The organism is Streptomyces sp. TLI_146 (assembly GCF_002846415.1).
In the GTDB taxonomy this organism is placed as follows: domain Bacteria; phylum Actinomycetota; class Actinomycetes; order Streptomycetales; family Streptomycetaceae; genus Streptomyces.
Window position 1 is genome coordinate 7,807,691 of sequence record NZ_PJMX01000001.1, and the last position, 24,135, is coordinate 7,831,825.

The following is a 24,135-nucleotide window of genomic DNA, read 5'->3' on the forward strand; positions in this document are numbered from 1 at the left end:
GAGCGCACGGTGGCGGACGTGTCCGCCGTGACCGCAGGCGCCTCATCCGCAACGGTGGCGCGCCGGGGGCCACGGCGCTCGGCGCCGTGTGTCCGCCGTCCGGCCGGGCGCCGCCCGTCCGCCCATGTACGCGGGCCGTCCCCCGCTCCGCAGAGTCGGGGGACGGCCCGGAAGGTCAGGCGTGGGACGCCAGGGCGTCAGATGAGGTCCATCGCGGCCACCTCGTCGGGGCTGCCGTAGCTGACCGGGCCCTGGAAGCGGCGGCGGGCGGTGGCGAACCACCACAGGGTGGCGATGAACAGCACCGTGCCCAGCGCGATCGGCGCGTAGTTGAACGAGTCGGTGGTGATCGGCGAGGTCTGCGGCAGCATGAACAGCACACTGCTGAGCGCGATCCAGGTCACGGCGACCGCGGCCACGGGCTTGCCCCAGCGGCCCAGATTCCACGGGCCGGGCTCGAAGTCGTCCAGGCGCAGCCGCAGGAAGATGGGCACGCCGTAGGCGAGGTAGAGCCCGACGACGTTGACGCTGACGATCGCGGTGAAGGCGGTGTGCGACCACCAGCCGGGAATGATCAGTACCAGCGAGCAGGCCGCGGCCAGCCATACGGCCTTGACCGGGGTGCGGGTGCGCAGCGAGACCGAGTGCCACAGGCTGGAGCCCGGCATCGCCCCGTCGCGCGAGAAGGCGAAGATCTGGCGGGTGTTGCTGGTCATGTTGGCGAGGCCGCAGAACAGCATGGCGCCGATCACGATCAGCAGGAGCAGCTTGGCGGTGCCCATGCCGAGCGCGTCGATGAGGATCTGCACCGGCGGCGCCGCCGCGCCCGCCTCGCCCGCGTAGTCGCGGATCGCGTACACCAGGGCGAGCATCAGGACCAGCCCGGCGAGCGCCGAGTAGATGATCGCGCGCATGATGCCCTTGGGGGTGTTGACCGTGGCCTTCACGGTCTCCTCGGACATATGGAAGCTGCCGTCGAAGCCGGTGAACGTCCAGCTGGTCACCAGCAGGCCCAGCATCGCCGCGTACAGCCCGTTGCTGAACCCGGTGGTGTTGACGAAGTGGTTGGCGAACGAGGCCGACTGGTGGTGCGAGGGCTTGAAGGTCAGGGCGGCCACGATGACCACCATGCCGACCAGCAGCCACCACACGGAGATCCGGTTCACCACGGCCACCAGCTGCACGGTGTACGTGTTGGCCAGCGCCTGCACCACCAGGATCACCGCGGCGATGCCGACGGTCTGCTGGGGCGTCGGGTCGTACGACGGCCACTGCATCGACACGAAGGCCTGGATGAAGGTGGCCGCCGCGTAGTTGGTGGCGGCCGTGCCGCCCACCTGGCCGACGAAGTTCAGCCATCCCGTGTACCAGGACCAGGCGCCGCGGTGCCGCTTGGCGAGCTTGCCCGCGGAGAAGTACAGTGCGCCGCTGGTCGGGTAGGCGGAGGCGATCTCGCCCATCGCCGCGCCGACGAACAGCACCATCACCGACACACCGATCCAGCCGAAGACGAGGATGCGCGGCCCGCCGGCGCCCATTCCGAATCCGAAGGCGGAGAATATACCGGAGATGATGTTGATGATCGTGAAAGATATCGCGAAATTGTCGAACGCGTGGAATCTGCGGGTGAGTTTCCGCGGGTAGCCCATCGCGTGCAGCGTCGCGTCGTCGTCGAGGGCGACGGGTGCTTCACGGCGAGGGGCTTTCGAGCGGAGCGAGGACGTGCGCTCGGACACTGGGGCAGCCTTTCCTGGTGGGGGTGGACAGGACGCGTCGAGTCTCGTACGGGTGCCGTGGGGCGGCGCGAGCGTGGGAGCGGATCAGGCCGGGCCGGGGGTGGGGAGGCCGCACGACCGCCGCGCCCTGGTCAGGCGTTCCTCGGGGTCGCCGAACGCGCTCCAGGGCATACGGGAGGCGTAGGGCCCCATGGCCGTGAGCACTTCCCGGGCCTCGAACTCGCGCTTGGCCATGTACAGCGCGTGCGCCAGATACGCCAGGTCCAGGACCGGGGTGAAGCGGTAACTCGCGGTGTGCGGGAACCAGTTCTGGTAGATGCCGAGCGCGGTGGCCGTCCACTGGGGCTGGAGCCAGGTGCTGTCCGCGAGCAGGGCGTTCGGGTCGTAGTCCTCCACCAGGGCGACCAGGGGGAGCAGCCGCAGCGCCGAGTTGAGCGGTGCGCGGTGGCTGAGGAAGGAGGCGACGTCCCAGCGGGCGCTCGCCGAGCCGCCGTGGCGGGTGAAGAAGAAGGCCAGGAACCGGTGGTGGGCCTCGCGGTTCCACGGGTCGAGCCGCAGGATGTGCGAGAAGAGCAGCCAGGGACCCGGCGGCGCGGTCAACAGCCCTTTGGGGGCCGGGTCGTGGGAGCGCTCGAAGCGGGCGAGGGCGAGCTGGGCGACCCACGGGGTGGGGTCCTGCGGGAGCAGCTTCGCGGCCCGGCCGCACGCGGCCGTCGCGATGCGCACCAGCGCGCCCGCCCGGCCGTCCTGCGCGTCGGCCATGCGTAACGCCCGTACCATCGCGACGCGCGCGGCCAACAGCGCGGCCTCCGCGCTGGGTTCCTCGGCGAGCCACCGCTCGGCGAGGTCGGAGTCGGCGGCCTCGGACGCGAGCACCAGCGAGCGGTGGGCCCGCACCTCGAAGTCCGTGCGCGCGTCCTTGAGGACGTTGTGCGCGCTCAGATACCGGCCGGCCCGCACGTCCGTGCAGGCGCGCGCCAACTCGCGGTCGTCGGCCGCCGGATGCCACACGTACTGTCCCTCGAACGAGCCCGCAGTCACGATCCCCTCTCCATCCCGAAGACGACGCCACCCGCATGCGCATTCCGGCCATGGCGAATTCGGCCAGGGGACGTAACCCCTACGCAGGCTCACTGACAGCGAGGCACACCTTACTCATCATTAAGTCGTATCGAAACTCGTCGTCCGGAATATCTGGTTCCTTGTCATTTATGGGCGGGGTGAATGGGGTTCGCTCCGCCGGTGCGGCCGTCCGGTATTGGCGGGACACCGGTCCGGGGTATCCATACGGCATATTCCCCGGCCGATCGAGCCTTTTCGGCCGTGGCCGGATTCGGTGGCCTCAGCGGCAGAGCGCCACCAGTTCCGTACCGGCCAGCAGGAAGGCGCCGACGCCGAAGTCCGCCGTGGTGTCGTACGTGACGGGCCGGCTGGAGTCGGGGCGGTCGCCGACGCCCTGGACATAGCCGAGGAAGCCGTCGGGGTGTACCGCGGTGGAGACGAGGCCGCGCCAGGCACGGGCGGCGACGGGGAGGAAGTCCGCGCGGGAGACGAGCCCGGCCCGTACCGCGTGGGCGGTCGCATAGGTGAAGAAGGACGTGCCGCTGGTCTCCGGGCCGGGGAAGTGGCCGGGGTCGGCGAGGTTCACGTTCCAGAAGCCGTCGGGGCGCTGGACCCGGCGGACGGCGGTGAGCAGGCGCACCAGCGTCTCGCGGTACTCGGGCACCCACGGGTCCTGCGGGGGCAGCGCCTTGAGGGTCTTCACATGGGCGCCGGCGACCCAGCCGTTGCCGCGCGACCAGACGACGGGCCTGCCCGAGGGCGAGGTGATCGCGCCGGGCAGGCCGGGGGCGAACCGCTTGTCGCGGAACCACAGGCCGCTCGCCGCGTCGTACAGACCGGGGCCGCCCTCGGTGCGCTTGGTGTGGGTGTAGAGGCGGTGGAGCTTGTCGGTGTACGCGGTGTCCCGGCGCAGCACGCCGAGCCGGGCGAACGGCGGCATCGCCATGTGCAGCGCGTCCGCCCACCACCAGTCGTCGTCCTTGGCGGGACGGTCGACGGCGGTCATGCGGTGCAGGCACTCCTCGATGGCCGCGATCTTCGACGGCTCGGGTTCCAGGCGGTGGAGGTCGAGGTAGGTCTGCCCGGCGCACTGGTTGTCCGCGTGCCGGGTGGTCACACCGCCGATGAGGCCGTACGCATGGCTCTCGGCCCAGTTCCGTGCGTACGTGAGGTAGCGGGCGTCGCCGGTCAGCCGGTGCAGTGCCATGAGGCCGCTGAAGAACGTGGCCCGGGCCCAGCCGTTGTCACCGGGGTCGGTGTGCGTCGCCAGCCAGTGGTCGGCGACCCTCCGAAGGACGGCCACGATCTCGTACTCGGACGGGAGGCCGCTGTGGGCGTCTGCCGCGGAGGGTGCCGTGAAGGGGGTCGCGGTCGCCAACACGGCACTTGCTGCGAGCAGTTGACGACGATTCATCCTCGGGCACCTCTCCATCCGTGGGGTTCCGTATCCTGCACGGGAATCAGAGGTGTGTCCACGGGGCGCGGGCGAGAGGGCTTCCCCGGGTGGCGCGCGTGACGCGGGTGCGCGGCGCGTGTCACCCTTGGCCGTCTGTGCAGGCCCTGGTCACGGGGCCGGGGGCCGGTGGTGGCCGGTCCGGGGAACCGATTCCTGGAGTAGGGCTGTTGCTGCATCTGCGTCTGAACGTGCCCGCCGATCTGACCGACGAGGTGGTGCGGACCCTGGAGGCCACGGTGGGCACCGCCCATCTGGCCGTCGTCCCGGGCGCCTCCCGCAACCCCGCGGGCGATCTGGTGCTGTGCGACGTCGCCCGCGAGGCCGGGGACGAACTCCTCGGCGACCTGCGGGCCCTCGGTCTCGACCGGTCCGGGGCGATCGCCGTCGAGAACATCGACCTGTCGCTGTCCAAGCGCGCCGAGAAGGCCGAGGCGGAGGCCCCGGGCGAGGGCGTGGACGCGGTGCTCTGGGAGCAACTGACGGACGCCACCCACGAGGAGTCGACGCTCACGGTCACCTATGTGGCGTTCCTGGCGATCGCCACGATGCTCGCGGCGTGCGGTGTGATGCTCGACAACGCCATTCTGATCGTGGGCGCGATGGCGGTCGGTCCCGAGTTCGGGCCGCTGGCCGGGATCTCCACGGCGCTCGTCCAGCGTGCGCCCGGACTGGTGTGGCGCTCGCTCACCGCGCTGGTGGTGGGCTTCGCCGCGGCCATGGTGCTGACGGCCGGATTCGGCTGGCTCCTGGACCAGGTGGGGCTCTTCGACAAGGCCATGCTGGAGGCGGACCGCCCGAACACCGCGTTCATCTGGAAGCCGGACTGGATGTCGTTCGTCGTGGCCTTCCTGGCGGGTGTCGCCGGAACCCTCTCGCTCACCTCGGCCAAGTCCGGGGCGCTGATCGGGGTCGCCATCTCGGTGACCACGGTCCCGGCGGCGGCCAACGCCGCCATGGCGTTCACCTACAAGGAGTACGCCCAGACCTGGGGCTCCAGCGGTCAGCTCCTCGCCAACCTGGGCGGGATCGTCCTCGCGGGCGTCCTCACCCTGCTCACCCAGAAGTCACTCCTGGCGAGCGTGCGCCGACGCCGTACACCGACGCGCTGAGGATCCGTGCCGCGTGGCGCGGGGCGGGGGCAGACCGTCGCTCCCGCGCCACACGTGAGGCCGGTCAGTACGTCTCGTGGTGACCCTTCTTGGACCAGCCCGCCGAGTCGCAGTCGTGCTCGTAGTACGAGCCCTTGTTGGCGTTGCTGCCCGCCGCCGTGTGGCAGCTCTTCTTGTAGCCGCCGTCCTCGCCGTGGCCGCGGCCGTAGTTGTCATCGTGGTCGCGGCGGTGGTCGCGACCGTAGCCGTGGTCACGGTCGCGGCCGTAGTCGCGGCCGTACTTGTCGTTGTGGTCCCGGCCGTACTTGTCGTCGTGGTCGCGCCCGTAGTCGCGGCCGTGGTCGCGCCCGTACTTGTCGTCGTGGTCGCGGCCGTAGTCACGCCCGTGGTCACGGCCGTAGCTGTCCTTGCGGCAGTGGTCGTCGTTGTCGTGGGCGAGCGCGGCCGACGCGCCGCCGAAGACGATGCCGACAGTCAGGACGCTGGCGGTGATCGTGGTGCGCAAACGCATAAGTGCTCCTCTGAGTGGGAGGGGATGATGACGTCCTCAGCGATCACCGATATGGGCGGTGGCGAAACCTGAGTTCACCCGACTGCCCGGTGTGTGACTACCGGTGTGTGACGTCCTTCACGTCTATGTGGCGGAACGTGATGAATTCCTTACAGGGGCACTACGTACAGGTGTGCACAAGGCTCGGCATGACGTTTCTGCGGGAGGTTCCTCATGAGGCCGTTCACTCTGCGTTACACGGTGCCGCATGAGCCGGAGGCGGTGGCGGTCCCCTACCGCTTCGACGCCTCGCGGCAGTTGAACGTGCTACCAGACGGGCGTCCCGCGGTGGCCGACCGCGCGGTGCTCAGGGCGACCGGGACCACCGCGTCCACCGCCGGTTCCCAGACCCATTTCGACGACTGACGGCCCGGCAGTCGGATGACGGTTCTCATCCTCACCTGCGAAGGCGACGTCACCACGGACATGGTGGTGACCGAGCTGCACGGGCGGGGTGTCCCGCTGGTGCGCCTCGACCCGGCCGATCTGCCCGGCCGGGCGGTGCTGTCGGCCGAGTACGCCCACGGGGACTTCACGGGGCACCTGTCGGTCGACGGGTTCCTGGTGAGCATGTCGGGGCTGCGCTCGGTCTGGGTGCGCCGGCCGGGGGAGCCCGCCGCCCATGCGCCGGAGCCCTCCCGGTGGCTGACCGCCGAGGTCCGCCAGGCGCTGTTCGGCATGCTGTACTCGGCCTCGGCGCGCTGGATGAACCATCCGCGCGACGCCGAACAGGCCCGCCACAAGCCCTGGCAGCTGCGGGTCGCCCACGCCGGCGGGTTCGCCGTGCCGCCCACCGTCGTCACGACGGTTCCCCGGGTGGCCCGGCAGTTCGCGCAGGAGTACCGGGACGTGGTGGTCAAGAGCGCCGCAGGGCCGCCGCCGGACGAGCCCCTGATGGCGCTGCCGACCACGCTGATCGGCCCCGACGCGGACTTCTCCAGCGTCCGGGCGGGCCCGGTGCTGCTCCAGCGCTACATACCCAAGAAGGCGGACATCCGGCTCACCTGCGTGGGTGCGCTGCTGTTCGCCGCCCGGAAGGTCTCCGACCCCGATCAGGTGGACGGGCGCTACGACGACAGCGGCCGCCGCTGGGAGCCCACCGGGGTGCCCGACCGCATCGCCGAGTCGGTGCACGCGTACACCCGCCGCACCGGGCTCGCCTACGCGGCGTTCGACTTCGCCGAGGACGCGGAGGGGGTCTGGTGGTTCCTGGAGTGCAACCAGGGCGGGCAGTTCGGCTTCGTCGAGCTGGACACGGGCCTGCCGATAGCCGCCGCGGTCGCCGACTGGCTGGCTCAGTGAACCGCGGCGGGGCGGCGCGTGCGCACGGTCGCCACGAGCGGCACCTCCGGCTGGAGCAGCAGTGCGGCGCGGGGCGTCACCTCGGCGGCCGGCAGGTCCAGGCGGCAGCGCTGGGCGAGGGTGGCGAGCACCAGGGCGGCCTCGACCTGGGCGAAGCGGGCGCCGAGACAGGTCCGCTGGCCGCCGCCGAACGGGTACCAGGCGTGCTCCGGCACCGCCTCGGGCGCGTCGGCGCCCCAGCGCTCGGGCCGGAACTCGTCGGGGCGCGGGAACCAGCGCGGATCGCGGTGCGTGGTCCACTGGCTGCACCAGACGATCGTCCCGGCCGGAACGCGCGTGCCGCCGAGCGTGGCTCCCGCGCGGGCGACCGCGGGGACGAGCCAGACCGGCGGGTACAGCCGCAGCGCCTCCTTGACGATCTGCCGGGTCCACACCAGCCGGTCGTAGTCGTCGACGGTGGGCGGGCGCCCCGCCAGGACGTCGTCCAGCTCGGCTTCGAGCCGGGCGCGGGCCGCCGGGTCGCGGGAGAGCAGGTGCAGGGTCCAGGTCAGCGCCGTGGAGGTGGTCTCGTGACCGGCGGCCCAGAGGGTGACGGCCTCGTCGCGCACCTCCTTGGGCGACAGCGGCCGCCCCTCCTCGTCGCGGGCCGCGAGGAGCCTGCTGAGCAGGTCGTCGTGCTTGTCGGCGGCGTCGGGCGCGCTCAGCCGCTCCTGGATGAGCCGGTGCACCTCGGCGTCCATGGTGGCCACGGCGTTCAGCAGGGCCCGCCGGGACGGGGTGCGCACCCAGGCGGGCAGGAACAGGCCGATGCCGCGCAACTCCGCCCCCACCGTCCGCCCGGCCAGGTCCATCGCGTCGGCCAGCGCCCGGGTCTGCTCCCCGAGGTCGTTGCCGAACAGGGTGCGCAGCACCACCCGCTGGGTGATGAGCGCCATCTGCTCGCGTACGTCGATGCGCTCGCCCTCGCGCCAGGCGTCGGCCGCCGCGCCCGCGCAGTCCACCATCGTCGCGGCGTACGAGCGGACCTGGCGCGGCCGTACGGTCGGCTGCACCAGTGAGCGCTTGCGCCGCCAGTCGCCGCCCTTGCTGATGATGACGCTCTGCCCGGTGATCTGCTTGAACGCCCAGCCGATGTCGAGGATGTCGAAGGTGTGCTCGCGCGCCGCCAGCAACTCCACGATGTGCTGGGGATGGGAGAGGAACAGGCTGCGCCTGGGGCCGAGCGACCAGGTCACCGCGTCCCCGAACTCGTCGCGCAGCCGGGTCAGGAAGGCGAGCGGATCCTTTCCGAAGGCGAACAGGTGGCCCAGCGGCCGGGGCAGGCCCCGGGGGCCGCGGACCGGGTGGAGCGGCGGTGCGGGCAGGGGCACGGGGACTCCCGGTGCGGGCCGGTGAGAGCTCGACATAGTGTTTCTCTGCCCGTGCGCCCGGCGCGGCAAGCCGCCCGTACGAGCCATTGCGGGCCGCGCCCCCCGAACGCTCAGGCGTCGGAGGCCTGGAGCTCCTGCGGTTCGTACGGCGGGTGCAGTTCCGGGTGGGTGTCCCACCAGGCGCGGTGGAACGCGTTGTTGTCGACGTTGGACAGATACGCGCAGACCGCCGCGCGGTAGAGCAGCCGCGCCTGCTGCGCCGTGACGGCCGAGCGGTTCCAGGCCAGGCGGATGCGGCCGTGCAGCGGGGCGCCGGCGAGGGGGCGCACCACGGTGCCCTCCGCCCGTGGCGCGGTCGGCTGGCTCAGGGCGACGGCGCGGCCCCCGGCGATCAGCGCGTACTGCATCTTGCGGTCCGCGATCCGGTGCCGCAGCCGGGGGACGAACCCGGCGCGCGCGCACGCCTCCAGGAATGCCTCCGGGCCGCCGTCGTCGTCCTCCACGAGGGTCATCCACGACTCGTCGGCCAGGTCGGCCAGCTCGATGTGCTCCCGGTCGGCCAGCGGGTGGCGGGCCGACATCCGGATGGAGAACGGTTCCTCCGGGATCAGCGTCCTGGCCAGGACCCCTTCGGGGAGTGGTACTTCGTGGTCGTTCACCTCGCCGTACACGATGGCGTCATAGCGTCCGGCGCCGAGCATCCGGGTCAGCGCGGTCACCGAGTGCTCCAGGTCGACGGTGATCTCCTGGCCGCAGAGCGAGAGGCCGGTCTGCTCCAGCAGGCCGTCGACCAGGACGAGCAGGATGCAGCCGAGCCGCATCGGGGTGTCGGCGGCGACCGTGCGCGCCCCGGTGCCGAGCGCGTCCATCTCGCTGAGCACCCGGCGCGCCCTGGCGAGCACGAACCGGCCCAGCGGGGTCGGCTCGGTGCCGTTGCGGCTGCGGACGAAGAGATCGCCGCCGGTCACGCGCTCGATGCGGCGCAGCTGGGCGGAGAGGGAGGGCTGGGACACCCCGAGACGGCGGGCGGCGCGTCCGAGACTGCCCGCCTCCGCAATCTGGCAGACGGCCTGTAAGTGCCTCAACTCCAGCTGCATCTTCCGAGCGTACGCAGCGGCCCCCCGGCGCACCATAACTCGCGCCGTATGACCAACTGGTATGTACCACGTTTGCCATGTCCACGCCCATACTGCGCGGAGAACAGGCCCCCCACGATCGGAGTGGACGTTGCGCCCCTTCAGATTGACGGCCGCCGTGGCAGCACTGGCACTGACCACGAGCCTGACCGGCGCTTTGGCCGGTACGGCATCGGCCGCACCCCATTCGCAGTCAGGGCCGGACCAGCGGCCCACCCCCCTCTCGCGCGCCGTCGCCGCCGCCGACAAGGCGGTCCGCAGCGGGCTCGACACCTTGGTCAACTCCCCGCAGGAACAGTACGAACGGCGCATGGTCACCCCCTGGGTGAAGAACCTCTACTCCGTCGCCTACGAGCGCAGCTACCGCGGGCTGCCGGTCGTCGGCGGCGACGCGGTGGTGCTCGCGGACGGCGACGGTGACATCCGCGCCGTGCAGTCCGCCTCGGCCGTACGCGTCGACGTGGCGACCACCCCGTCGGTCACCGCGAAAACGGCCGAATCCACCTCGCGCACCAAACTGGCCAAGGTCGACAAGGTGGTCGACAGCCGGCTCGTCGTCCGGCTCGCGGACGGCAAAGCGGCCCTCGCCTGGGAGACCGTGCTCGCCGGACGCACGAAGTCCGCGCCCAGCAAGCTCCACGTCTTCGTGGACGCACGGACCGGCAAGGTCCTCGCCACCCACGACGACGTCGAGGCGGGCACGGCCAACAGCAAGTGGAACGGGCCCAGTCCGCTCACCATCGACACCACCGGTTCGGGCGGCACCTACTCGCTGCGCGACCCCAACCGGCCCGGCCTGAGCTGCGCCGACTACAGCACCGGATCCGTCTTCAGCAAGTCCTCGGACTCCTGGGGCACGGGCAACCCCACCAGCAAGGAGACCGGCTGCGCGGACCTCATGTTCGCCGCGCAGAAGCAGTGGAACATGCTGGGCCAGTGGCTCGGGCGCAACGGCGTCGACGGCAGCGGCCGCAGCTTCCCCGGCAAGGTCGGCCTGGGCGACCTCAACGCGTACTGGGACGGCAGCTCGGTCACCATCGGCCACAACAGCGCCAACGAGTGGATCGCCGGAATCGACGTGGTGGCCCATGAGTACGGGCACGCCATCGACTCCAACACCCCCGGCGGCACCAGCGGCCAGGAGGCCGGACTCGGCGAGGGCACCGGTGACATCTTCGGCGCGCTGACCGAGGCGTACACGAACGAGCCCGCCCCGTACGACACCCCGGACTACACGGTCGGCGAGATGATCGACCTCCAGGGCCGGGGCCCGATCCGGAACATGTACAACCCCTCGCTCGTCAGCAACGACCCGAACTGCTACAGCTCCTCGATACCCGGCACCGAGGTGCACAAGGCCGCGGGCCCGATCAACCACTGGTTCTATCTGCTCGCCGAGGGCAGCAACCCCGGCGGCGGCAAGCCCAACAGCCCCACCTGCAACAGCTCCACGGTGACGGGCGTGGGCGTCCAGAACGCCGGCAAGATCTTCTACGGCGGCATGCTCCTCAAGACCAGCAGCATGTCGTACAAGAAGTACCGTACGGCGACGCTGAGTTCGGCCAAGACGCTCGACCCCACATGCGACCTGTTCAACAAGACCAAGGCCGCCTGGGACGCGATCAGCGTGCCCGCGCAGACCGGTGACCCGACCTGCACGCCGAGCGGCCAGAACGACTTCTCGATGGCGCTGAACCCGGCGTCCGGCACGGTCCAGCAGGGCGGATCGGTCACCACCACGGTGAGCACGGCCGTCACCACCGGCAACGCCCAGTCGGTGGCTCTCACCGCCTCCGGCCTGCCGTCCGGTGTGACTGCCTCCTTCAACCCGGCCACCGTGCAGTCCGGCCAGTCCTCGGTGCTCACGCTCTCCGCGACCAGCAACGCGGCGCCCGGCGCGTCCACCATCACCGTCAAGGGCCAGGGCACCACGCTCTCGCACACCGTCGACTACGTGCTCAACGTCGGCGGCACCCCGCCCGGCACCGACCCGCCCAACATCGACGTCGCCAACATCCAGGCGCACCTCTCCCAGCTGGGCACCATCGCCACCCAGAACGGCGGCAACCGCCGCGCGGGCAGCGGCGGCTACACCCAGTCGGTGGCCTACATCAAGGGCAAGCTGCAAGCCGCCGGATACACCGTGGCCGAGCAGAACTGCACCAGCTGCACCTACCCGTCGAACAACCTGATCGCCGACTGGCCCGGCGGCCCCGCCGACCAGACCATCATGCTCGGGGCGCACCTCGACAGCGTGTCGGCCGGACCCGGCATCAACGACAACGGCTCGGGCTCCGCGACCCTGCTGGAGAACGCGCTGGTCCTGGCGCAGAAGAACCCCACCATGACCAAGCACGTGCGCTTCGCCTGGTGGACCGACGAGGAGCAGGGCCTCAACGGCTCCAAGTTCTACGTCAACCGGCTGAGCACCACCGACCGCGCGGCGATCAAGGCGTACTACAACTTCGACATGGTCGGCTCGCCCAACGGCGGCTACTTCATCAACAACCTCAACTCGACGGCGGGAGCACCGCTCAAGGCGTACTGGACCTCACTCAACCTCGCCCCCGAGGAGAACGTCGAGGGCCAGGGCCGCAGTGACGACGCGTCCTTCCAGGCCGCCGGCATCGCCACCTCCGGCTACGCGGCCGGCGCCAGCGACCGCAAGACCTCGGCACAGGCCGCCAAGTGGGGCGGCACGGCCAACGCCGCCTACGACTCCTGCTACCACAGCGCCTGCGACACCCCGAGCAACATCGGCCCCACGGTCCTGGACCGCAGTGCCGACGGTGTGGCGTACGCGATCTGGAAGCAGGCCGTCGGCGGGACCACCCCGGCGCAGGACTTCTCCCTCGCCACCAACCCGCCCTCCGGCAGCGCCAAGCCGGGCGACAGCGTCACGAGCACCGTGAACACCACCACCGTCAGCGGTAACCCGCAGACCGTCGCCCTGTCGGTCTCGGGCGCGCCCAGCGGTGTGACCGCGACGCTCAACCCGACGTCCGTGCAGTCCGGCAGCTCCTCGACGCTGACCGTGCAGGTCGGTGCGAGCACCGCACCGGGCACGTACACCCTGACGGTCACGGGCGCCGGTACGGTCAGCCACAGCACCACCTACACGCTGACCGTCGGCGGCGGCACCTGCACACCGCGCCAGCTCGTCGTCAACGGCGGGTTCGAGGACGGCTCCAGCCCGTGGACGGCCACCTCGGGCGTCATCACCAACCAGGCCGGCGAGACGCCGCACGGCGGCTCGTACATGGCATGGCTGAACGGCTGGGGCTCGCCCCGCACGGACAGCGCCTCCCAGTCGCTGAGCATTCCGTCCGGCTGCTCCCGCTACCAGCTCTCGTTCTTCCAGCACATCGACACGGACGAGAACGAGAACGTCGCCTATGACGTCTTCACCGTCTCGGTGGGCGGCCAGACCCTGGCCACCTTCTCCAACCTGGACGCCGAATCCGGCTACACGCAGAAGTCCTACGACCTCTCGGCGTTCGCCGGACAGACCGTCACCCTGAAGTTCAACGGAGTGGAGGACCAGTCCCTGCAGACCTCGTACGTCGTGGACGACGTCACCCTCCAGGTGAGCTGACAGACACCTGAGAGTGCTGTGAACAGCGTCGGCCCCCGCCTCTCCCGGCGGGGGCCGACTCGTCTGTCCGGGGTTCGCGACTACGCGCCGCTGGCCCTCAGCATGTCCTCGCGCTCCACGATCTTGACGCGCTCGCGGCCCTGCGGCTCGCCCAGCGCCTTCTCGGCGGCGTCAAGGCGGTGCCAGCCCTCCCACGTCGTCCAGCGCACGCCGCGCTCGGCGAGGAAGGCGTCGACGGCCTCCGGCTCCGGTGCGGAGGGGGTACGCAGGCGTCCCTGGGCGTGGTCGTCCAGGAGGTTGGCGACGGTCTCGTTGGCGTCGCCCTTGGTGTGGCCGATCAGACCGACCGGGCCGCGCCGGATCCACCCGGTGACATACGTCGACGGCAGGTGCTGCCCGGCTTCGACGACACGGCCGCCCTCGTTGGGGACGGTGCCCGACTCGACATCCCAGGGGAGTTTGGGCAGTTCGTCGGAGAGGTAGCCGACGGCCCGGTAGACGCTCTGGATGTCCCAGTCGTGGAATTCGCCGGTGCCGTGGACGTTGCCGGTGCCGTCGAGGCGGGTGCGTTCGGTGCGCAGGCCGACAACCGTGCCGTCCTCGCCGAGGATCTCGGTAGGCGACTCGAAGAAGTGCAGGAACAGCTTGTGCGGCCGTTCACCGACGTCGCGGATGGCCCAGTTCTCCAGGGTCTTGGCGACCATGTCGGCCTGCTTGTTGGAGCGGCGGGTGGCGATGGAGCCGTCGTCGTAGTCGATGTCCTCGGGGTCGACGATGACCTCGATGGTCGGGGAGTGGTCCAGCTCGCGCAGCTCCATCGGGCTGAACTTGGCCTGGGCGGGCCCGCGCCGGCCGAAGACATGGATCTCACGCGCCCGGTTGGCCTTGAGACCGTCGTAGACGTTCGCCGGGATCTCGGTGGGCAGGAGTTCGTCGGCGGTCTTGGCGAGGATCCGGGCCACGTCCAGGGCGACGTTGCCGACACCGAGCACGGCGACCTTGTCCGCGTGCAGGGGCCAGGTGCGGGGCGCGTCGGGGTGCCCGTCGTACCAGGACACGAAGTCGGCGGCGCCATAGGAACCGTCCAGCTCGATGCCGGGAATGTCGAGCGCCCGGTCGGCGTCGGCACCGGTGGAGAAGATCACCGCGTCATAGAAGTCGTGGAGTTCGTCGAGGCTGATGTCACCGGGGTAGTCCACGTTGCCGAACAGCCGGATCTGCGGCTTGTCGAGCACCTGGTGCAGGGCGGTGACAATGCCCTTGATACGCGGGTGGTCGGGAGCAACGCCGTAACGGATCAGCCCGAACGGGGCCGGCATCCGCTCGAACAAGTCGATCGAGACACCGGGATCCACAGCGGCCGCGGACTTCAACAGCGCATCCGCGGCGTAGATCCCGGCGGGACCTGCGCCCACGATGGCTGTCCGCAGGGGGCGGGGCATGACTGTTTCCCTTCGACCGACAACGAAATGGCTCGTCGGACACCCTAAGCTTAGGTAAACCTAAGTGAGTACCCGCCCCCTGTTTATGACCTCATAAGCCAACCTTATGACATCCCAAAGCGAAGGTGATGGGCAGGGTGGCAGACGACGCAAAACGGTCGTCGTGGCGGGGTGTCCCGGGCACGCTCCGGGGCAAGGAAGAATACAAAGCCTCAGCAGGAGTGGGAGGTTGCCCCTTGACCGTCTACGTGGACGACGTGAAGGACTACGGCGCTCTCGCGCGACGACGAGGTCTGCCGTCCGCGCACTGGTGCCATATGACGGCCGACACCGAGGACGAACTGCACGCGTTCGCGGCCGCCCTCGGCATGCGACGCGCCTGGTACCAGCGCAAGGGCCCACAGGACCACCGGTGGCACTACGACATCACCCCGCCGACCCGCGCCCAGGCCGTCCGGCTGGGCGCCCGGGAGGTGGACCGGCGGTTCATGGGCAACCTGATGATCAGCCGCAGCGACGACGTCCGGGTCTGACCCGGCAGGGTGCGACGGCCCCGGCGCACCGGGCTACGGGGCCGCGCTCCGCCCCGGCTCGACCGCCCGCAGGGCCGGGGCGATGACGGCGGGGTGCTTGCGGCGCGTCGCGAAGCCGTGCCGGACCAGGGCCGCCCCCGTCAGCAGCGCCACCAGGGCGCACACCGCGGGCCAGCCGAACGCGGCGTACGCCCGCGCCCCGGTCCACGAACCCACGCTGCCGCCGATGTAACCGCAGGTCATATACGCGGTGTTGAGCCTGCTGCGGGCCTCGGGGCGCAGTGCGTAGAACCGCACCTGGTTGGCGACCATGCCGGACTGCATGCCGAGGTCGAGCAGCAGGGTGCCCACCACCAGGGCGGCCATGCCGAGCGCCCCGCCGACGCCGCCGAGCGCCAGGACGGCGGCCGCCGCCAGGACGCCGAGCATGCTGACGAGGTTGACCGCGTCGGGCCCCCGGCGGTCCGTCTGCCGTCCGGCGAACGGGGTGCAGAGCATGGTCGCCGCGTTGACCAGGGCGAGCGCCCCGACCGCCCGCGCGCCCATGCCGTACGTGGAGCTCGTCAGCAGCAGGGCGACGCCCGTCCAGACGGCCGAGAAACCACCGAACACCATGGCCTGGTAGAAGCAGGACCGCCGCAGCTCGGGCTCGGCGCGCAGCAGCCGCAGCGGCTCGGCGAGCAGCGCCGGATACCGCTGCCGCGACGGCGGCGACGTCCTCGGCAGCACGCGCCACAGCAGTGCCGCGGTGATCAGGGCGAGCGCGGCGGCGATCAGATACGGCGCGCGCCACCCCAGCCACTCCCCGACGGTCCCGCCCAGTGTCCGCGAGAGCAGCATGCCGCCGATGGACCCGCTCAGCAGGGTCCCGCTGACCGCCCCGCGCCGGTCCTCGGCCACCAGGCCGACCGCCAGCGGCCCCGCGATCGGGGCGATCACCGTGGTGATGCCGATGAGGGCGCTCGCGCCGACCAGCGGCCCGAGCCCCGGCGCGGCCCCCGCGGCGAGCAGTCCGAGCCCGGTGAGGCCGAGCAGCGTGACGATGAGCGACCGGTGCGGGATCCGGTCCCCGAGCGGCACCAGCAGGAAGATCCCCGCCGCGTACCCGAACTGCGCCGCCGTGACGGTGAGGGCGGCCGCGTCCGGGGAGACGTCCAGCGCGGCGGCGACCGTGGGGCTGATCGCCTGCGGGAAGTAGACGTTGCCCACGGCCACGCCGCAGGTGATGGCCAGGAGGAGGATCACACGGGGGCTCACCTGGACTCCGTCCCGAACGGCGTCCACGGGGCGGGTTCTGCGGAGATCACTCATGGGCGCAAGTCCACGGCGTCGGCGTCCGGATGCCAAGTGAATTAGCGCCCCGCGTCAATCGGCGCCCGCCAGAAGGGCCGGGCACCCTGCCGTGCCGGTCGTACGCCCCGACGTCCGCCGGGGGCGCCGGTCAGCTGCGGGAGAGCACACCCCGTACGAACGCGGCCTGGCCCGCGTGCTGGAGGTCGTCCGAGACGACGCTGATCAGCCGGACCGCCAGGGTGACCGGCGGGTCCCACGACGTGTCGACGACCCGGGCGAGCGCCTTGCCGTCGAGCCCCGCCAGATAGCCGACGGTCTGCGCGTGGACGGCGTCGTGGTAGCCGGTCAGCTGCTCGGCGGTGGCGCTGACCGAGGCGACCTGGGCCGAGGTGTGTCCGTAACCGGTGTCCGAGTCCGCCAGCGGCAGCCCGAACCGCTGCGCCCAGCCCTGCCCGGTCCACACCTGTTCGAGTCCGGCCGCGTCCGCGATGTGGTCGTCCTGGATCCTGGTCAGATGCCAGACCAGCCAGGCGATGGAGTTGGCCGAGCCGTCGACGCGGAACGCCAACTCCTCGGTGCTCAGGCCTTCGACGGCCTCCGCGACCGTTTCGCGGATTCTGCCGAACGCGTCGACGAGGAGATCGGAACTGCTCACCGTGGTCACGGTTGCCAACGTAGTGCACGGGCGAGCGCCTGCGCCGGTTCGCGGCGGGCCCGCGCGGGGGTGTCGCGAGCTTTCCCGGACCGTCCCGAGCCTCTGGTCCTAGGACCAAAAGGTGAGGTCGGCACCGTCTTCGAGCAGAGGTTCTGGCACGTCACACGGCGTAGGGTCGAGCTCGTAACGGATGATCGTTGTGAAGCCGACGAGGTGTTGACACCATGCGTACGGATACACCGGCGCGGGGGTCCGGAGGAGGGGGAGCCATGACCGAGGCAGGAAACGACGGACGCGGCTGGTCGGGCGACCGGCTGGATCTGGACGCCTATCTGGCGCGTATCGGCTACGAGGGCGAGCGCACGCCGACACTCGGTGTGCTGCGCGCGCTGCAGCGGGCGCATGTGACCTCGATCCCGTTCGAGAACGGCAACGCCGTGCTGGGCAAGCCGGTCGCGCTGGATCTGGAGACGGTTCAGGACCGACTCGTGCGGGGCGGCAGGGGCGGCTACTGCTACGAGCACGTCGTGCTCTTCGCGAGCGTGCTGGAGCGCCTGGGCTTCGAGTTCACCGCCCTCATCGGACGTGTGACGCTCCGCAACCCCAAGATGCTGCCCGCGACCCACGCCCTCATCGCGGTGCGCCCGGCCGACGACGACCGGCTGTGGCTGTGCGACGTGGGCTTCGGCAGCGGGCCGCTGGAGCCCATCGAGATCCGCGACGGCGTCGAGGTGGACCTGGACGGCTGGAAGTTCCGCGTGGAGCGCAGGGACGGGGTGCTCGGCATCGACGAGTGGTGGCTGCACCAGCGCGGTGAGGAGGGCTGGATGGACCGGCACACCTTCACCCTGCTCCCGCAGTACCCCATCGACTACGCGGTCGGCAGCCACTTCGTGAGCACGCACAGCCGCTCGCCCTTCACGGCCCGCCTCTTCGCGCAGAAGTTCAGCGCCACCCACCACCACCGGCTGGACGGGGCCACCTGGACGACGTTCCGCCCCGACGGCTCCTTCACCGAGCGCAAGATCGAACCGGCCGAGCTGGGGCGCGTACTGGCGGAGGACTTCGAGATCGTCGTCGAGAAGGAAGAACTCGCGCGGCTGGAGCAGGGCCTCGCCTCGGCCTGACCCGCCGGGGTCTGCCGCAGGGCAGAAAAAAGGCCGGTGATCCTCGCGGTGGCGAAGATCACCGGCAGCGTCCGGGACCCGGTCCCGGACGGTGATGCCCGTGGCGGAGCTCAGGCGCGCTTGTCCTGGGACTCCTCGGCGCGCTGGGCGTTCTTCTCCTTGATACGGACCGCTTCCTTGCGCACCTCGGCCTGGGTGGCGCGCTCCTTCTGCAGCCACTCCGGGTTGTCCTGCTTCAGCGCGTCGATCTGCTCGGTGGTGAGCGCCTCCGTGACACCGCCGCGGGCCAGGCCCGCGATGGAGACACCGAGCTTCGCCGCGACCACCGGCCGGGGGTGCGGGCCGTTGCGGCGCAGCTCCTGGAGCCACTGGGGCGGGTCGGCCTGGAGCGCGTTCAGCTCGGTGCGCGAGACAACACCCTCCTGGAACTCTGCGGGGGTGGCCTCGAGGTACACACCCAGCTTCTTCGCCGCGGTCGCGGGCTTCATGGTCTGGGCGGTCTGGTGCGACGTCATGGGGTCAAGAGTATCGAGCGTGTGCGCCACCTCCGACCATCACCGGTAACCTGGCGGAGTGACAGGCTCGGAAGCAACCCCCTCGTTCCGGCTCGCCTACGTCCCGGGCGTGACACCCACCAAGTGGGTGCGGATCTGGAACGAGCGGCTGCCCGACATCCCGCTGACCCTGGTCGCGGTCTCGACCGCGGAGGCGTTCGGCGTGCTACGCGGCGGTGACGCCGACGCCGGTTTCGTACGGCTGCCGGTCGACGCGGCCGACCTCAGCGCCATCCCGCTGTACACGGAGACGACCGTGGTCGTGGTCCCCAAGGACCACGCGATCACCGCGGTCGAGGAGGTGTCCGCCGAGGACCTGGCCGACGAGATCGTGCTGCACCCCCTCGACGACACCCTGGACTGGGAGCGTCCGCCCGGGCAGCCCGCGTTCGAGCGCCCCGCCACGACGGCCGACGCCGTCGAGCTGGTGGCGGCGGGCATCGGCCTGCTCGTCGTCCCGCAGTCGCTGGCCCGGCTGCACCACCGCAAGGACCTCACCTACCGGCCGGTGACGGGCACCCCGGAGTCGCGGGTCGCCCTGTCGTGGCCCGAGGACCGGACCACCGACTTGGTCGAGGACTTCATCGGGATCGTCCGCGGCCGTACCGTCAACAGCTCCCGCGGCCGCGCGCAGACCCCGGCCAAGAGCAAGGCCGAGCCGAAGGCGAAGCGGCCCGACGCGTCCGCCGCACGCCGCAAGCCCGCCGCGGGCAAGCCGGCCGCCAAGAACCAGCGGACCGGCTCCGGCACCGCGAAGGGCGGCTCGAAGGGCAGCGCCAAGCGCGGCAAGCCCCGCGGCCGCTAGTCGCCCACGGCCCTCCCCTATTACGGCGCCAGCAGCTCCCGTACCGCCTGCTCGGACCAATGGGGGTGCGCCCCGGGGCGGGAGGAGACATACGCGGCCACCGCGTCCGTGTCCCACGCCCCGGCCTCCAGCAGCCCCGAGGCCAGATGGCGCAGATACGCGGCGGACGGCGCCGTCGACAGGACGTCGTCCACCTTCCACGGCGCCGTGAACGTGAGCAGGGGAAGGCCGTCCACCTGCCCCGCGCAGACGAGGGTTTCGTAGCGGCCGTCGCCGAGCGTCACCCGCCCCCGCGTCAGGACCTCGGCCAGATCGAGGTCGGCGCCCGGCTCCCGGTACATCTCCTGCGCGGCGATGTCGGCGAACTGGGAGGCCGACACGAGGTGGGCGCGCGCCAGGACGCGGTCCTCGGCGTCCGGGTCGTAGAAGGCCCGGCCGCCGCCCCAGACCGGCGACCGGGTGGCGAAGTACACGACGCCCGGGAGCTCCACGGGGATCGACGCGGCCGGCAGACTGCGGTCCCGGCAGCCCGGGTAGGCGCGGGTCCCCCCGGCCGGGCGCCCGCCGGTGAGATAGCAGGCGAGCCGGTCCAGGAGCATGTTCGAGCCGTATGAGGTGTACCAGACCCGCTGCGGAGCCGGGTCGGCCGGCGGGCCCTGCTCGACGGCGCGCGTGGCGCTCACGGGTGCCGCCGTCCCGCCTCGCCGGCCAGGCTCCGCTCGAAGCGGAGGCCCGGGCGGCCGCTCAGTTCCGTCTCTCCGCAGGGGGTGAATCCGGTACGCGCCAGGACGGCTCGCGAGGCGGCGTTGTCGAGGGTCGTCGATGCCCGCAGTCCGGTCAGGCCGTACTCCGCCGCGGCCAGGGCGCAGACCTCGCGGACGCCCGCCGTGGCCAGTCCGCGCCCGGCGGCGTGCTCGGCGATGCGGTAGCCGAGCTCGGCCGAACCGTCCGCCACGTCGACCAGGTTGACCCGCCCCAGCACCTCGCCGCCCTCGTCCATCAGTACGTGGAAGTGGCACACCCCCGCCGCCTGCTCGGCCAGCAACGCGGCGTGGCGCGCGTCGAAGTGGGCGAAGTAGTCCTCGCCCCGGTCGGGGATCGACGCGGCGAAGTAGGCGCGGTTCCGCCGCTCGAACTCGAGGAGTGCCGGAGCGTGGTCGAGGTGGAGGCGCTGGAGCTGGGGCATGGTCCGCATGCTACGCAAACGGCTCGGTGGCGACGGCGATTTACGGCGCCCGGCCCCTTTCCGCTTCGCGGCGCTGGCAGCGCCCTCCCACGACGTCCTCGCGTCGGATGCCGCCGTCACGGCGCGAGCGTGAAGTCACGCACCAGCTCGACGAATTCGTTCTCCTTCTCGAAGAACGCCACGTGCCCCGCGTCGATTTCGGCGTACGCGCTGCCCGCGATCGCGGTGTGCAGGGCGCGGCTGTTCTCGACCGGGACGGTGATGTCCTGGGCGCAGCCGATGACCAGGGTCCTGGCCTGGATGCGCGGCAGGAGGTGGCGGATGTCGATCCGGGAGTCGAGGTCGACGTGGCGCAGGGTGCCGGGCGTGGGCGGCATGTTGGGGATGAGGAGCTCGACCTGCTCGCGCCCGATGGCGTTGAGGAAGCCCCGGCTGAAGCCCGTCATGGCGACGGCGCGCCCGAACGCGGCCGGATCGGACGTGCCGAGCTGCCCCCACAGGGTGAACAGGTTGCGCAGGTACTCGTCGCCGTCGGTGTGGGCCCAGCCCGCGACCAGGATCAGACGGCGTACGAGGTCGGGGCGCAGGGCGGCGACGGCGGCGCAGACCGGGGCGCCCAACGAGAAGCCGAGCAGGTCGACCGGGCCGACGGCGGCGTCCTCGATGACGGCGACGACCTGCGCGGCCAGGCCTTCCACGGTCAGCGGTGCGCCGCCGTCCGTGGTGCGTTCGGTGCCGGAGAGGTCGGGCGTGATGACGGTGTGGTCGGCGGTGAAACGGGGCGCTGTTTGGCCCCAGTTGATGGCCGCGCCGCCCGAGCCGGTGCCGTGGACGAGGACGAGGGCGGGGCCGGAGCCGGTGCGCTCGTAGTGGACCCGGGCGTCGGCGACGGTCACGGTCGCGGAGGTGGCGGTGGGCGTGAGGACAGAGGTGGTGGACATGGTCGCTCCTTGGTGGGGTGTGCCGGGGTCGTTCGCTCCGGCTGTGCCCACACTGCCGCCGTGAAGCCGGGGGTGGGAGAGACCGCCCGGACCCGGGGACCGGGAGTCCCTGGCTGGGGCGCGGGGGCATCCGGCAGGATGATCCACATGACGATCGACCGCCGTGAGCTCGCCGACTTCCTCCGCCGTTCGCGTGAGCGGGTGAGCCCGCGGGACGCGGGGCTCGCCGAGGGCTCCCGGCGCCGCACCCCGGGGCTGCGGCGCGAGGAGGTGGCCCAGCTCGCGGGCATGTCGACCGACTACTACACCCGCCTGGAACAGGCCCGCGGACCGCAGCCGTCGCCCCAGATCCTCGCCGCGCTCGCCCGCGCCCTGCGGCTCAGCGACGACGAGCGCGACCACCTCCACCTCCTGGCCGGACACCGCCCGCCCGCCGTGCGCAGCAGGGACGACGAGGTCGGCGCGAGCCTGCTGCACCTGCTCGACCGCCTCCCCGGTACCGCGGCCCAGGTCCTGAGCGACCTGGGTGACGTACTGGCCCAGAACGACCTGGCCCGCTCCCTGCTCGGCGGGGTGTGCACGGTCTCCGAACACGGGCGCAATGTGGTCTGGCGCTGGTTCGCCGACCCGGCGGCGCGGGACGCCTACCCGGCCGGGGAGCACGCCCACTACAGCCGGGTGCATGTCGCGGACCTGCGGGCCGCCGTGGGCCGCCGGGCGGGGGACCCGGCCGCGGCGCGGCTGGTGGAGCGGCTGCGCGGCGCCAGCGAGGAGTTCGCCGCCCTGTGGGAGCTGCACGAGGTCGCCGTCCGCCGGCACAGCCGGATGCGCGTGCTGCACCCGGTGATCGGCCCCCTCGACCTCGACTGCCAGGTGCTCCTCGCCCCGGAGGGCAACCAGCGGCTCGTCCTGCTCACCCCGCCGCCCGGCACGGACGCGGCCGATCGGCTCGCCCTGCTCCCGGCCGGGCAGGAGCGGCTGGTCGGGTGATTCGGCGCGCCGCGCCGTGGATGCGCCCGGCGGCGGGACATCAGTGGAGTGGGAGCCGCCGAGCGGGAAGGTGCGGGAGGTGCCCGAGTTCACTGATCCCCTCGTCCATCTGGCGCGGCGCCGCCGGGAACCCGCGGTGGCGCAGACCCTGCGCTCCACGGCCGCCGCCGTCATCTCGTATGTGGTGGCGCTCCGGCTGAGCAGCGAACCCGCGCCGCTCACCGCGCCGCTGACGGCCCTGCTCGTCGTCCAGGTCACCCTCTACACCACGCTGATCACCGGGGTGCGACGGGTGAACTCCGTGGTGGCGGGGGTGCTGCTGGCCATCGGATTCAGCGCGCTGGTGGGTCTGACCTGGTGGAGCCTGGGGCTGATCATCCTGGCCGCGCTGGTGGTCGGACGCTTCGTGAAGGCCGGGGAGTTCGTCCCCGAGGTCGCGATCAGCGCGATGCTCGTGCTCGGGGTGACCCGGGTGTCGGCGACCGCGTGGGACCGCGTACTGGAGACGCTGATCGGCGCGGGCGTCGGCATGCTCTTCAACGTGCTGTTCGTGCCGCCGGTGTGGGTGGAGTCCGCGGGCGAGGCCATCGTGGAGCTCGCCGCCCGGATGCGCGCGCTCCTGATCGACCTGGCCGAGGAGGTCGGCGGCCACACCCCGGTCGCGCGGGCGGCGGCCCGCCTCCACGAGGCCCGCCGGCTCGACCACGACATCGTGCAGGTGGACGCCTCGCTGCGGCAGGCCGAGGACAGCCTCCGGTTCAACCCCCGGGTCAGGGAGGGGCTGCTGTCGCGGGTGGCGCTGCGCACCGGGCTCGACGCCCTGGAGATCTCGGCGGTGGTGCTGCGGGTGGTGTGCCGGTCGGTCACCGACCTCGCCAAGGAGCGCACCGAGGAGCACCTCTTCGAGCCGGATACCGGCATCGCCCTGCGGGACGTCTTCGAACACCTCGCCCAGGCCGTGGAGAGCTTCGCCGTACTGATCACCACGCAGGTCAGGGCCAACGCCGAGGAGGCGGAGAACCGCTTCGCGGCCGAGCTGGCGGCCGCCCGCGCGAGCCGCGACCGGGTCGCGCAACTGCTGCTCGCCCAGGTCCGGCGCGACCCCCGGCAGTGGCAGCTGCACGGCGCGCTGCTCGCGGAGGTCGACCGGATCCTGGACGAACTCGATGTGGAGAAGCGCTCGCAGCGCCTGGTGGAGGAGCTCGACCGGCACTCCCGGGAGCGCCGCGAGCGCCATCCGCTCCTCACCCGCCTCCAACGCGGCCTGCGGCTGCGGGCGCCGGCGGACTGAGG

The 24,135-nt window shown here is 71.6% G+C and carries 22 protein-coding genes; 9 read left to right on the plus strand and 13 right to left on the minus strand.

Annotated elements, in window-relative coordinates:
- Positions 1–197: 197 nt before the first annotated feature.
- The 3 genes from BX283_RS34715 to BX283_RS34725 form a co-directional block, all read right to left on the minus strand.
- A complete protein-coding gene (locus tag BX283_RS34715) occupies positions 198–1,649 on the minus strand; it encodes an amino acid permease (RefSeq protein ID WP_101392763.1) in 1,452 nt (483 codons plus the stop codon).
- 171 nt (positions 1,650–1,820) lie between these two features.
- Positions 1,821–2,777 carry a hypothetical protein gene (locus tag BX283_RS34720; RefSeq protein WP_180357343.1) on the minus strand — a complete coding sequence of 319 codons (957 nt, stop codon included), beginning with the start codon at positions 2,775–2,777 and terminating at the stop codon, positions 1,821–1,823.
- Between the two features lie 301 nt (positions 2,778–3,078).
- Entirely contained in the window at positions 3,079–4,212 is a 1,134-nt protein-coding gene (locus BX283_RS34725) for a glycoside hydrolase family 88 protein (protein WP_101391360.1), read from the minus strand.
- A gap of 209 nt (positions 4,213–4,421) precedes the next feature.
- On the opposite strand from BX283_RS34725, the gene BX283_RS34730 reads away from it, so the two are divergent.
- Positions 4,422–5,363 carry a DUF389 domain-containing protein gene (locus BX283_RS34730; RefSeq protein WP_101391361.1) on the plus strand — a complete coding sequence of 314 codons (942 nt, stop codon included), beginning with the start codon at positions 4,422–4,424 and terminating at the stop codon, positions 5,361–5,363.
- A gap of 64 nt (positions 5,364–5,427) precedes the next feature.
- Here BX283_RS34730 and BX283_RS34735 read toward each other — a convergent pair whose 3' ends face one another.
- Entirely contained in the window at positions 5,428–5,874 is a 447-nt protein-coding gene (locus tag BX283_RS34735) for a hypothetical protein (protein WP_101391362.1), read from the minus strand.
- 213 nt (positions 5,875–6,087) lie between these two features.
- Here BX283_RS34735 and tgmA point away from each other — a divergent pair, with 213 nt between their 5' ends.
- On the plus strand, positions 6,088–6,279 hold the full coding sequence (gene tgmA, locus BX283_RS34740; RefSeq protein WP_101391363.1) for a putative ATP-grasp-modified RiPP: 192 nt from the start codon (positions 6,088–6,090) through the stop codon (positions 6,277–6,279).
- A 15-nt stretch (positions 6,280–6,294) separates the two neighbouring features.
- The gene (gene tgmB, locus BX283_RS34745; RefSeq protein ID WP_101391364.1) at positions 6,295–7,215 is read left to right on the plus strand and encodes an ATP-grasp ribosomal peptide maturase; all 921 of its coding nucleotides are present in this window, start codon (positions 6,295–6,297) and stop codon (positions 7,213–7,215) included.
- Here the strand turns inward: tgmB and BX283_RS34750 are convergent.
- Together BX283_RS34750 and BX283_RS34755 are read right to left on the minus strand one after the other, a co-directional pair.
- Positions 7,209–8,585, minus strand: a complete 1,377-nt coding sequence (locus BX283_RS34750; RefSeq protein ID WP_373979325.1) for a cytochrome P450 — start codon at positions 8,583–8,585, stop codon at positions 7,209–7,211. The genes tgmB and BX283_RS34750 overlap by 7 nt on opposite strands.
- Before the next feature lie 110 nt (positions 8,586–8,695).
- Entirely contained in the window at positions 8,696–9,682 is a 987-nt protein-coding gene (locus BX283_RS34755; protein WP_101391366.1) for a LysR family transcriptional regulator, read from the minus strand.
- A gap of 145 nt (positions 9,683–9,827) precedes the next feature.
- On the opposite strand from BX283_RS34755, the gene BX283_RS34760 reads away from it, so the two are divergent.
- Complete coding sequence (locus tag BX283_RS34760) at positions 9,828–13,316, plus strand: M28 family peptidase (RefSeq protein ID WP_373979656.1); 3,489 nt, start codon at positions 9,828–9,830, stop codon at positions 13,314–13,316.
- A gap of 80 nt (positions 13,317–13,396) precedes the next feature.
- Here the strand turns inward: BX283_RS34760 and BX283_RS34765 are convergent, their stop codons facing one another.
- A complete protein-coding gene (locus BX283_RS34765; protein WP_101391368.1) occupies positions 13,397–14,758 on the minus strand; it encodes an FAD-dependent oxidoreductase in 1,362 nt (453 codons plus the stop codon).
- A 236-nt stretch (positions 14,759–14,994) separates the two neighbouring features.
- Between BX283_RS34765 and BX283_RS34770 the strand changes: the two genes are divergently transcribed.
- Positions 14,995–15,291, plus strand: a complete 297-nt coding sequence (locus tag BX283_RS34770) for a DUF4031 domain-containing protein (protein WP_218976541.1) — start codon at positions 14,995–14,997, stop codon at positions 15,289–15,291.
- Between the two features lie 33 nt (positions 15,292–15,324).
- Here the strand turns inward: BX283_RS34770 and BX283_RS34775 are convergent, their stop codons facing one another.
- Together BX283_RS34775 and BX283_RS34780 are read right to left on the minus strand one after the other, a co-directional pair.
- The gene (locus BX283_RS34775; RefSeq protein WP_257584072.1) at positions 15,325–16,548 is read right to left on the minus strand and encodes an MFS transporter; all 1,224 of its coding nucleotides are present in this window, start codon (positions 16,546–16,548) and stop codon (positions 15,325–15,327) included.
- A 184-nt stretch (positions 16,549–16,732) separates the two neighbouring features.
- Complete coding sequence (locus BX283_RS34780; RefSeq protein ID WP_101392765.1) at positions 16,733–17,239, minus strand: DUF664 domain-containing protein; 507 nt, start codon at positions 17,237–17,239, stop codon at positions 16,733–16,735.
- 269 nt (positions 17,240–17,508) lie between these two features.
- Between BX283_RS34780 and BX283_RS34785 the strand changes: the two genes are divergently transcribed.
- Positions 17,509–18,366, plus strand: coding sequence for an arylamine N-acetyltransferase (locus BX283_RS34785; protein ID WP_101391371.1), 858 nt, complete (start codon positions 17,509–17,511; stop codon positions 18,364–18,366).
- A 110-nt stretch (positions 18,367–18,476) separates the two neighbouring features.
- Here BX283_RS34785 and BX283_RS34790 read toward each other — a convergent pair whose 3' ends face one another.
- Positions 18,477–18,881: a DUF5997 family protein gene (locus BX283_RS34790; protein WP_101391372.1), complete on the minus strand. Its 405-nt coding sequence runs from the start codon at positions 18,879–18,881 to the stop codon at positions 18,477–18,479.
- Between the two features lie 58 nt (positions 18,882–18,939).
- Between BX283_RS34790 and BX283_RS34795 the strand changes: the two genes are divergently transcribed.
- Positions 18,940–19,725 (plus strand): LysR family substrate-binding domain-containing protein, encoded by a 786-nt coding sequence (locus tag BX283_RS34795; RefSeq protein WP_101391373.1) that lies wholly within the window; start codon positions 18,940–18,942, stop codon positions 19,723–19,725.
- Positions 19,726–19,745: 20 nt separating this feature from the next.
- Here the strand turns inward: BX283_RS34795 and BX283_RS34800 are convergent, their stop codons facing one another.
- The 3 genes from BX283_RS34800 to BX283_RS34810 form a co-directional block, all read right to left on the minus strand.
- Positions 19,746–20,408, minus strand: coding sequence for a histone deacetylase (locus BX283_RS34800; protein ID WP_180357344.1), 663 nt, complete (start codon positions 20,406–20,408; stop codon positions 19,746–19,748).
- Positions 20,405–20,911 (minus strand): GNAT family N-acetyltransferase, encoded by a 507-nt coding sequence (locus BX283_RS34805; RefSeq protein WP_101392767.1) that lies wholly within the window; start codon positions 20,909–20,911, stop codon positions 20,405–20,407. The genes BX283_RS34800 and BX283_RS34805 overlap by 4 nt, the downstream gene beginning before the upstream one ends.
- Before the next feature lie 116 nt (positions 20,912–21,027).
- Positions 21,028–21,852 (minus strand): alpha/beta fold hydrolase, encoded by an 825-nt coding sequence (locus tag BX283_RS34810; protein WP_101391374.1) that lies wholly within the window; start codon positions 21,850–21,852, stop codon positions 21,028–21,030.
- Between the two features lie 138 nt (positions 21,853–21,990).
- Here BX283_RS34810 and BX283_RS34815 point away from each other — a divergent pair, with 138 nt between their 5' ends.
- Positions 21,991–22,842 (plus strand): helix-turn-helix transcriptional regulator, encoded by an 852-nt coding sequence (locus BX283_RS34815; RefSeq protein ID WP_218976542.1) that lies wholly within the window; start codon positions 21,991–21,993, stop codon positions 22,840–22,842.
- Positions 22,843–22,921: 79 nt separating this feature from the next.
- Complete coding sequence (locus BX283_RS34820) at positions 22,922–24,133, plus strand: aromatic acid exporter family protein (RefSeq protein WP_101392768.1); 1,212 nt, start codon at positions 22,922–22,924, stop codon at positions 24,131–24,133.
- Positions 24,134–24,135 lie beyond the last annotated feature (2 nt).

Coding starts and splice junctions, on each gene's coding strand:
- BX283_RS34715 (WP_101392763.1), bottom strand. CDS start 1,649: ATGGGCTACCCGCGGAAACTCACCCGCAGATTCCACGCGTTCGACAAT.
- BX283_RS34725 (WP_101391360.1), bottom strand. CDS start 4,212: ATGAATCGTCGTCAACTGCTCGCAGCAAGTGCCGTGTTGGCGACCGCG.
- BX283_RS34735 (WP_101391362.1), bottom strand. CDS start 5,874: ATGCGTTTGCGCACCACGATCACCGCCAGCGTCCTGACTGTCGGCATC.
- tgmA (WP_101391363.1), top strand. CDS start 6,088: ATGAGGCCGTTCACTCTGCGTTACACGGTGCCGCATGAGCCGGAGGCG.
- tgmB (WP_101391364.1), top strand. CDS start 6,295: ATGACGGTTCTCATCCTCACCTGCGAAGGCGACGTCACCACGGACATG.
- BX283_RS34755 (WP_101391366.1), bottom strand. CDS start 9,682: ATGCAGCTGGAGTTGAGGCACTTACAGGCCGTCTGCCAGATTGCGGAG.
- BX283_RS34765 (WP_101391368.1), bottom strand. CDS start 14,758: ATGCCCCGCCCCCTGCGGACAGCCATCGTGGGCGCAGGTCCCGCCGGG.
- BX283_RS34785 (WP_101391371.1), top strand. CDS start 17,509: ATGACCGAGGCAGGAAACGACGGACGCGGCTGGTCGGGCGACCGGCTG.
- BX283_RS34790 (WP_101391372.1), bottom strand. CDS start 18,881: ATGACGTCGCACCAGACCGCCCAGACCATGAAGCCCGCGACCGCGGCG.
- BX283_RS34805 (WP_101392767.1), bottom strand. CDS start 20,911: ATGCCCCAGCTCCAGCGCCTCCACCTCGACCACGCTCCGGCACTCCTC.
- BX283_RS34810 (WP_101391374.1), bottom strand. CDS start 21,852: ATGTCCACCACCTCTGTCCTCACGCCCACCGCCACCTCCGCGACCGTG.
- BX283_RS34815 (WP_218976542.1), top strand. CDS start 21,991: ATGATCCACATGACGATCGACCGCCGTGAGCTCGCCGACTTCCTCCGC.